A 7900-nucleotide genomic window follows, 5' to 3' on the forward strand; every position below is an offset into this window, starting at 1 on the left:
CAGGTGACCGACGCCCAAGAGACCGCAGCAGACAGGACCCTGCGAACCACCGGAGGCGCCCCTCCGGACGACGGCGGATCCTCTGAAGCGGGGGCGCCGATCCCTTTGCTGGAGCCGAGGGACGGCATTCCGGCCGTGATCGCCGACGAGTCCTCGCTCGCCGCGGTGATCGCCGCCTTCGCCGCCGGCTCCGGCCCCGTGGCCGTGGACGCCGAACGCGCGTCCGGTTACCGCTACGGTCAGCGGGCCTATCTGGTGCAGCTGCGCCGTGAGGGCGCGGGCACCGCGCTCATCGACCCCGTCGCCTGCCCCGACCTCTCCGGTCTCGGCGAGGCGCTCTCCGGCGTGGAGTGGGTGCTGCACGCGGCCACCCAGGACCTGCCCTGTCTGCGCGAGATAGACATGGTGCCGACGCGGATCTTCGACACCGAGCTGGCCGGACGGCTCGCCGGGTTCCCCCGGGTCGGCCTCGGCGCGATGGTCGAGGGCGTCCTCGGCTACGTCCTGGAGAAGGGCCACTCCGCAGTCGACTGGTCCACCCGCCCGCTGCCCGAGCCGTGGCTGCGCTACGCCGCGCTCGACGTGGAGCTGCTGGTGGACCTGCGGGACGCCCTGGAGAAGGAGCTGGACCGGCAGGGGAAGCTGGAGTGGGCGCGGCAGGAGTTCGACGCGATCGCCTCCGCGCCGCCCGCCGAACCCCGCAAGGACCCCTGGCGGCGGACGTCCGGGATGCACAAGGTGCGGCGGCGCCGGCAGATGGCGGTCGTGCGGGAGATGTGGGAGGCGCGGGACCGCATCGCCCGGCGGCGGGACGTGTCGCCGGGGAAGGTGCTGAGCGACGCGGCGATCGTGGAGGCGGCGCTGGCCCTGCCGGTCAACGCGCACGCGCTGGCCGCGCTGACCGGGTTCGGGCATCGGATGGGACGGCGGCAGCTGGAGCAGTGGCAGGCCGCGGTGGACCGGGCCAGGGCCCTGCCGGACTCCGCGCTGCCGGCGCACGGTCAGTCGGTGACGGGGCCGCCGCCACCGAAGGCCTGGGCCGACAAGGATCCGGCGGCGGCCGCGCGACTGTCAGCGGCGCGGGCGGGGGTGAGTGCCCTTGCCGAGCAGCTCGCCATGCCTCAGGAGAACCTGATCACGCCGGATACGGTGCGGCGGCTGTGCTGGGAGCCGCCGGGGTCGCTGGACGCGGAGGGCGTGAGTGCGGCGCTCGCGGGGTACGGGGCCAGGCCCTGGCAGGTGGAACTGGTGACTCCGGTGTTGGTGGGGGCGATGACGGCGGTGGCGAAGGTCAAGGGTGCCTAGTCGCCGTGGGTGCTGCGTCGTTCGGCGACTGCGGGTGGTACGTGGCTGATCGCGCAGCTCCCCGCCCCTGAAAAGCCTGCCGTCCCCCACGGCGCGTAGGCACCCTCACTTCGTCGCTCCCCGCATGAAGCCGTTGTAGATGAACCTCTGGAGCAGCAGGAAGGCGATCAGGGTCGGCAGGATCACCAGGATCGCTCCTGCCGAGATCGTTTCCCAGTGCGCTCCGAAGGGGCCCTTGAAGCGGAAGAGGGATGTGGAGATGACGCCGCGGTCGTCGGAGGGCAGGTAGAGGAAGGGGATGTAGAAGTCGTTGTAGACGGTGATCCCCTTGACGATGACCACCGTGGCGACCGCCGGTCTGAGCAGCGGGAAGATGATCTTCCGGTAGATCGTGAAGGCGTTGGCGCCGTCCAGGCGGGCGGCCTCGTCGAGGGAGACCGGGATCGACCGCACGAACTGCAGGAAGATGTAGATCGAGACGATGTCGGTGCCCATGTAGAGGGCGATCGGCGCCCAGAGGGTGTCGAACATGCCGAAGCTGTCGACGATCTGGAAGGTCGCGACCTGGGTGGTGACGCCGGGGACGAGCGTGGCGACGAGGAAGAGGGCGACCACCAGTTTCCGGAAGCGGAAGGTGAAGCGGTCGATCGCGTAGGCCGCCATCGAGCCGATGAGGACCGTTCCGGTGATGGCGAAGAAGAGGATGAAGGCCGTGTTGCCGAAGGCGGCGAGCATCTCGCCGTCGCGGAAGGCCGTGACGTAGTTCTCCAGGTTCAGGAAGTCGTCCGGCAGGGTGAGGGCGCCGCTGTCGTCCGCCATCTCCCGTTCGGTCTTGAGCGAGGTCAGCAGGACCACGAGCAGCGGCAGCAGGACCACGACCGACGCGCCGACCAGGGACAGATAGGTGAGCGTGCGGGCGACTCGCCTGCGGGTCACCGGAGTCGGAGTGGTGAGCGTCGTCATACGAGGTCCACCCTCTCGTCCGGGACCAGTCGGCGTTGCAGCCATGTCACCGCCAGGATGATCAGCAGCAGGACGACCGCGGCGGCGGACGCGAGACCCGTCTTGTTGAACTGGAAGGCGAGCTTCACGGTCTGGATCACGAAGGTCTCGGTGCCGGTGGCGCCGCCCGTCATGATGTACGGGATCTCGAAGACCGAGAGCGAGCCGGAGATCGAGAGGATCACGCTCAGGCTCAGCACCGGCCGGATGCCGGGCGCGATGATGTACCGGAACTGGTGCCAGCGGTTGGCGCCGTCGATCTCGGCCGCCTCGTACAGCTCGCCCGGGATCGACTGGATCGCGCCGAGGAAGAGCACGAAGTTCAGCCCCATGTAGCGCCAGATCGAGACCCCGGCGAGCGAGACGTTCGCGGAGGTCTCCGTGCCGAGCCAGGCGCGGTCCGACTCGTGGCCGAACAGGGCGAGGACCGAGTCGAGGGTGCCGCCGTCCTGGAAGAAGTAGAGGAAGACGAAGCCGATCGCGACACCGTTGATCAGGTACGGGAAGAAGAGGATGCCCTTGAAGACGTTCCGGAAGCGGAGGTTGAAGCTCAGGATCGTCGCGAAGTAGAGGGCGAGCGCTATCTGCACAGCCGACGCGGCCAGGTAGTAGCCGCTGACGAAGAAGACCCGGAACAGCTCGGGACGGGTGAAGATCTCGACGTAGTTGTCGGTGCCCGTGTAGTTCAGCTCGGGGCTGACGCCGTCCCAGTCGGTGAAGCTGTACGCCAGCATGTTGGCGACCGGCGCGTAGGTGAAGGTGATCAGCAGGGCCAGCGGGACGGCCAGGAACAGCCAGGGGGTGAGCCCGCGCCACAGGCGCACCCCGCGAGGGGCGCGCCGTGGCGTGGGGGGCCGGGGCGCGGCCGTGGAGGGCCGCGCCACCTTCTCCGTCGCGTGCGAGGGGGATGTCGTACGCGCCTGGGGCATCAGGACCCCACGGTCTTCGCTGCCTCGGTCCAGCGCTTGCCGAGGTCGTCGAGGAAGTCGCCTATGTCGCCGTCCTTGGCGCCCCGGGCGATGTCGACCAGTTCCTGGCGGTAGGCGGGCGCGTTGATGCCGACCTCCGAGGCGTTGTCGATCTCCTTGACCTTCCCGCCCTCGGCGTCGTCGAGTTCGATGAGTTCGACGCCCTGCTCCTCGTACGGCTTCAGGACCTCGGGCAGGGGGGCGTCCTTGAGCGTGGAGATCGAGAGGTTGTCCTGCGCGTAGCCCGACTTGTCGGTGAACCAGTCGATCCAGGCGCGGGCCGCTTCCTTGTGCTTCGAGTGGATGCTGACGGCCTGGTTGTAGTCGGGGCTGGCGGTGGCGCAGGCCTTGCCGTCGACCCGGGCGGGGAACGGCATGAACCCGATGTCGTCGGGGTCGGCGCCGGCCTTCTCGGCGGCCTGCCGGAACTGGATGACCGCCCAGCTGCCGAGCCAGGCCGTCGCGATCTCGCCCTTGGCCAACTCGGGCTTGGAGTTCTCCCAGTTGGTGGTCGCGGGGTCCTTCTCGATCAGCTTCTGGTGCACGATGTCGTACAACAGCTGATCGGCGACGCGCAGTTCGCCGTCCTCACCCCACGGGTTGCCCTCGGCGAGCCGGGTGGTGGCCTCGGTGTCGCAGCTCACCGAGCCGTTCACGGCGGTCCACTGGCTCAGCGGCCACTGCGCGGCGAAGTTGGTGTAGTACGGGACCGCGTCGGTCTTGGACTTGATGGCCTTCAGCGCGGTGAGGAACTCCGCCGGGGTGGTGGGCCATTCGGTGACGCCGGCCTCGGCCCAGATCCGCTTGTTGTAGAGGAAGCCGGGGGCCGCGCCCATCGGGCTCTGGCCGTAGACCTTGCCGTCGACGGCGGTGAAGCCGGTGAAGCGGTACTTCTCGCTCAGCTTCTTCTCGGTGCCGAGCGAGGCGAAGAACTTGGGGTAGTCGTTCTTCTTGATGACGGCCGGGATCATGAGCACGTCGCCGTAGTTGTCCGTGTTCATCCGGATCTTGACTTCGGCCTCGTAGTCGGTGATCGCGTCGAACTTCACCTTCACCTTCGGATAGGTCTTGTTGAAGGCGTCGGCGTACTTCTGCATCGTGCCGTCCTGCACGATGTCCGTCCGGTGAGTGAGGACCGTGATGGATCCGGACACCTGCGCCGGGTCGTCGGCCGCCTCGGCGTCGGCGCCCTCGGAGCTTCCTCCGCCGCCGGTGCAGCCCGACGCGAGAAGCGCGGCCGCCAGCAGTGTTCCGGTGAGCGTCTTCCGGTGGTTCATGTGCACCAGCTCCGTTCGGGACGGACGAGCACGGGTGGGGTGGATGGTGGATGGCTGGTTCGGCACTCTGGCAGCCGTTCACTGAACCGGTAAAGTCCCTATTTCGCCAAGGCTGACGAAAGCTTTCGCGATCGTGTCGGCTCACTGACTGGACCGGTTTAGGGAGTGCGCATGCTGGACGCCACACCGCTCACCGAGGGCTGGATCCTCCGGCACGAGCGGGGACCGCTCGCCGCCGTGGTGCCCGGGTGCGTGCACACCGATCTGCTGGCGGCCGGCCTGATCCCGGACCCCTTCCTCGGGCGGAACGAGGACGAGGTGGCGTGGGTGGGACGCCGGGAGTGGACGTACGAGATCGAGCTGCCCGGGGGCGGCGCGGCCGGCGGGCACGACCAGACCGACCTGGTCTTCGACGGGCTCGACACCGCCGCCGAGATCCGGCTCGACGGCCGACTCCTCGGCTCGGTGCGGAACATGCACCGCTCGTACCGCTTCGACATCACCGGCATGAGCGGTCTGCTCTCGGTGCGCTTCGCCTCCGCGTACACCGAGGCCGAGGCGGTGCGCGAACGGCTCGGCGACCGGCCGAACGCCTATCCGGAACCGTTCCAGTTCATCAGGAAGATGGCCTGCTCCTTCGGCTGGGACTGGGGGCCGACCCTGGTGACCGCCGGGATCTGGCGGCCCGTTCGGCTGGAGAGGTGGTCCACGGCCCGGATCGCCCGGGTACGGCCGCTGGTGACCGTCGAGGGGACGACGGGGCACGTGGAGCTGCTCGTCGACGTGGAGCGGGCGGCCGTCGAGGCGGGACTGCGGCTGGAGGCCCGGGTGGGCGGGGTCACCGCGGCCGCGGAGGTCGAGGGGACGAAGGGCACCGTCCGGCTGGAGGTGCCGGGCGTGGAGCTGTGGTGGCCACGGGGCTACGGTGAACAGCCCATGTACGAGGTGGAGTTGACCCTGTATGGCGAGGGCGACGCGCTCGATGTGTGGCGGCGGCGGGTCGGGTTCCGGACCGTCGAGCTGGACCGGGGTGCCGACGAGCACGGCACCGGGTTCACCCTCGTCGTCAACGGGGAGCGGCTGTTCGCGCGCGGGGTGAACTGGATCCCTGACGACGTGTTCCCCTCCCGTGTCACGCGCGAGCGGTACCGGGAGCGGCTGCGGCAGGCAGCCGGGGCCGGTGTCGATCTCGTCCGGATCTGGGGCGGTGGGATCTACGAGAGCGAGGACTTCTACGACGTCTGCGACGAGACGGGGCTGCTGGTCTGGCAGGACTTCCCCTTCGCGTGCGCGGCCTACCCGGAGGAGCAGCCGCTGCGGGGCGAGGTGGAGGCCGAGGCCCGGGAGAACGTCGTACGGCTGATGCCGCATCCGTCGCTGGTGCTGTGGAACGGCAACAACGAGAACCTGTGGGGGTTCCGGGACTGGGGCTGGGAGGAGCGGCTCGCCGGGGAGTCGTGGGGCGAGGGGTACTACCTGGGGCTGCTGCCGCGGGTGGTCGCGGAGCTGGACCCGACCCGGCCGTACACGGCGGGCAGTCCCTGGTCGGGGTCGTGGGACCGGCATCCGAACAACCCCGCGCACGGCACGCACCACTCCTGGGAGGTGTGGAACCGGGAGGACTACGCGGAGTACCGGGCGAGCGTGCCGCGGTTCGTGGCCGAGTTCGGGTGGCAGGCGCCGCCCGCGTACGCGACGCTCCGGCGGGCGCTGCCCGGTGAGGAACTCGCGCCCGACTCCCCCGGCATGCTGCACCACCAGAAGGCCGAGGACGGCAACGGGAAGCTGGCGCGGGGGCTCGCGCGTCATTTCGTGATGCCAGAGGGGGACTTCGACCGCTGGCACTATCTGACGCAGGTCAACCAGGCGCGGGCGATCGCCGCCGGGATCGAGCACTGGCGCTCGCACTGGCCGGTGTGCGCGGGCACGGTCATGTGGCAGCTCAACGACTGCTGGCCGGTGACCTCGTGGGCGGCGGTCGACGGGGACGGCCGGGAGAAGCCGCTGTACCACGAGCTGCGCCGGCTGTACGCGGACCGGCTGCTGACCCTGCAAGTCCGGGGCGAGGGGCTGGTGTTGACCGTCGTGAACCAGGCGGGTGAGCCCTGGGTCCCGGGTGGGCTGCGGTTGCGGCGGATGTCCGTGGAGGGGGTCGTCGTCGCCGAGGTGGCGGTGGAGGTGTCCGCGGCCGCGCGTACGGTGGCCGAGGTGCGGGTGCCGCGTGAGGTGGAGCCCGTGGGCGCGAAGGAGTTCCTGGTGGCCGACGGGAGGGACGGGGAGGGGCCGCTGCGGGCGGTGTACTTCCCGGTGCCGGATCGTGAAGTGCCGTATCCGGCGCCGGAGTTCGACGTCGAGGTCGGGCCGGGTGCGGTGACCGTGACGGCGCGGACGCTGGTGCGGGATCTGCTGCTGCAGGCGGACCGGCTGGGGCCGGTGGCGCGGGCCGACACCGGGCTGGTCACCCTGCTGCCGGGTGAGCGGGTGACCATCGGGGTGCGCGGGCTGGAGGGCGGGCCGGACGTGGAGGACGTGCGACGAGTGCTGTACTGCGTGGAGCCCGCCCGGTGAGCGCCTCACCGACTCCGCCACCGCGTACGCCGTCGGGTCCACCTTCGTCGTCGGGTCCACCTTCGCCGTCGAGTCCGGTTCCGTCGTCAGGTCCGGCTTCGATCCCGCGCGTGACCATCAAGGACGTCGCCGCGCTCGCCGGGGTCTCCAAGGGCGCGGTGTCGCTCGCGTTCAACCGGAAGCCGGGGCTGGCCGACGCCACGCGGGACCGGATCTTCGCGGCGGCACGGCAGCTCGGGTGGGCGCCGAACCTGGCGGCGCGGTCATTGTCGAGTCAGCGGGTCGACGTGGTGGGGCTGGCGATCTGCCGGCCCGCCCGGCAGCTCGGGCTCGAACCGTTCTACATGGAGTTCATCTCCGGTGTGGAGAGCGTGCTGACCGAGCGGTCCTGCTCACTGCTGCTGCGGCTCGTGCGGAATCTGGAGGAGGAGGTGGGGCTCCAGGACGCGTGGTGGCGGGGGCGGCAGGTCAGTGGGTCGATCCTCGTCGACTTCCGTGCGGATGATCCGAGAGTGGCCGCGGTGGGGCGGCTGGGGGTGCCGGTGGTGGCCGTCGGGCATCCGTCGCTGACCGGCGGGCTCACGTCCGTGTGGACGGACGACGCGACCGCCGTGACGGAGGCGGTGCGGTATCTGGCGGCGCTGGGGCATCGGCGGATCGCGCGGGTGGGGGGCGCTGCCGCGCTGGGGCACACGGCCATTCGTACGGCGGCGTTCGATCAGGTGGCGCGAGGGCTGGGGCTGGCCGGGGCGTGGCAGGTGGCGACCGACTTCTCGGGGG

General features: G+C 70.2%; 6 protein-coding genes. 3 read left to right on the top strand and 3 right to left on the bottom strand.

The features are described 5' to 3' along the window. Window positions 1-3 precede the first annotated feature (3 nt). On the top strand, window positions 4-1305 hold the full coding sequence (locus P1P70_RS09685; protein WP_319236233.1) for an HRDC domain-containing protein: 1302 nt from the start codon (window positions 4-6) through the stop codon (window positions 1303-1305). A gap of 105 nt (window positions 1306-1410) precedes the next feature. Here the strand turns inward: P1P70_RS09685 and P1P70_RS09690 are convergent, their stop codons facing one another. From P1P70_RS09690 to P1P70_RS09700, 3 genes are read right to left on the bottom strand one after another with little or no spacing between them, the layout of a single operon-like run. Next, entirely contained in the window at window positions 1411-2268 is an 858-nt protein-coding gene (locus tag P1P70_RS09690) for a carbohydrate ABC transporter permease (RefSeq protein WP_319236234.1), read from the bottom strand. Next, window positions 2265-3236, bottom strand: coding sequence for a sugar ABC transporter permease (locus P1P70_RS09695; RefSeq protein WP_319236236.1), 972 nt, complete (start codon window positions 3234-3236; stop codon window positions 2265-2267). Before P1P70_RS09695 ends, P1P70_RS09690 begins: the two co-directional genes overlap by 4 nt. Continuing rightward, complete coding sequence (locus P1P70_RS09700; protein ID WP_319236238.1) at window positions 3236-4552, bottom strand: ABC transporter substrate-binding protein; 1317 nt, start codon at window positions 4550-4552, stop codon at window positions 3236-3238. The genes P1P70_RS09695 and P1P70_RS09700 overlap by 1 nt, the downstream gene beginning before the upstream one ends. Window positions 4553-4723: 171 nt before the next feature. On the opposite strand from P1P70_RS09700, the gene P1P70_RS09705 reads away from it, so the two are divergent. Together P1P70_RS09705 and P1P70_RS09710 are read left to right on the top strand one after the other, a co-directional pair. Next, window positions 4724-7120: a glycosyl hydrolase 2 galactose-binding domain-containing protein gene (locus P1P70_RS09705; RefSeq protein WP_319236239.1), complete on the top strand. Its 2397-nt coding sequence runs from the start codon at window positions 4724-4726 to the stop codon at window positions 7118-7120. Window positions 7121-7221: 101 nt separating this feature from the next. Further along, window positions 7222-7900, top strand: a 679-nt coding sequence (locus tag P1P70_RS09710; protein ID WP_319236242.1) for a LacI family DNA-binding transcriptional regulator, incomplete at its 3' end; no start/stop codon positions are given.

The sequence above is a fragment of the Streptomyces sp. MB09-02B genome (genome assembly GCF_033794485.1).
Classification (GTDB): Bacteria; Actinomycetota; Actinomycetes; order Streptomycetales; family Streptomycetaceae; genus Streptomyces.

Bases quoted from the DNA above. Each gene is read 5' to 3' on its own strand.
- P1P70_RS09690 (WP_319236234.1), bottom strand. From the start codon at position 2,268: ATGACGACGCTCACCACTCCGACTCCGGTGACCCGCAGGCGAGTCGCC.
- P1P70_RS09695 (WP_319236236.1), bottom strand. From the start codon at position 3,236: ATGCCCCAGGCGCGTACGACATCCCCCTCGCACGCGACGGAGAAGGTG.
- P1P70_RS09700 (WP_319236238.1), bottom strand. From the start codon at position 4,552: ATGAACCACCGGAAGACGCTCACCGGAACACTGCTGGCGGCCGCGCTT.
- P1P70_RS09705 (WP_319236239.1), top strand. From the start codon at position 4,724: ATGCTGGACGCCACACCGCTCACCGAGGGCTGGATCCTCCGGCACGAG.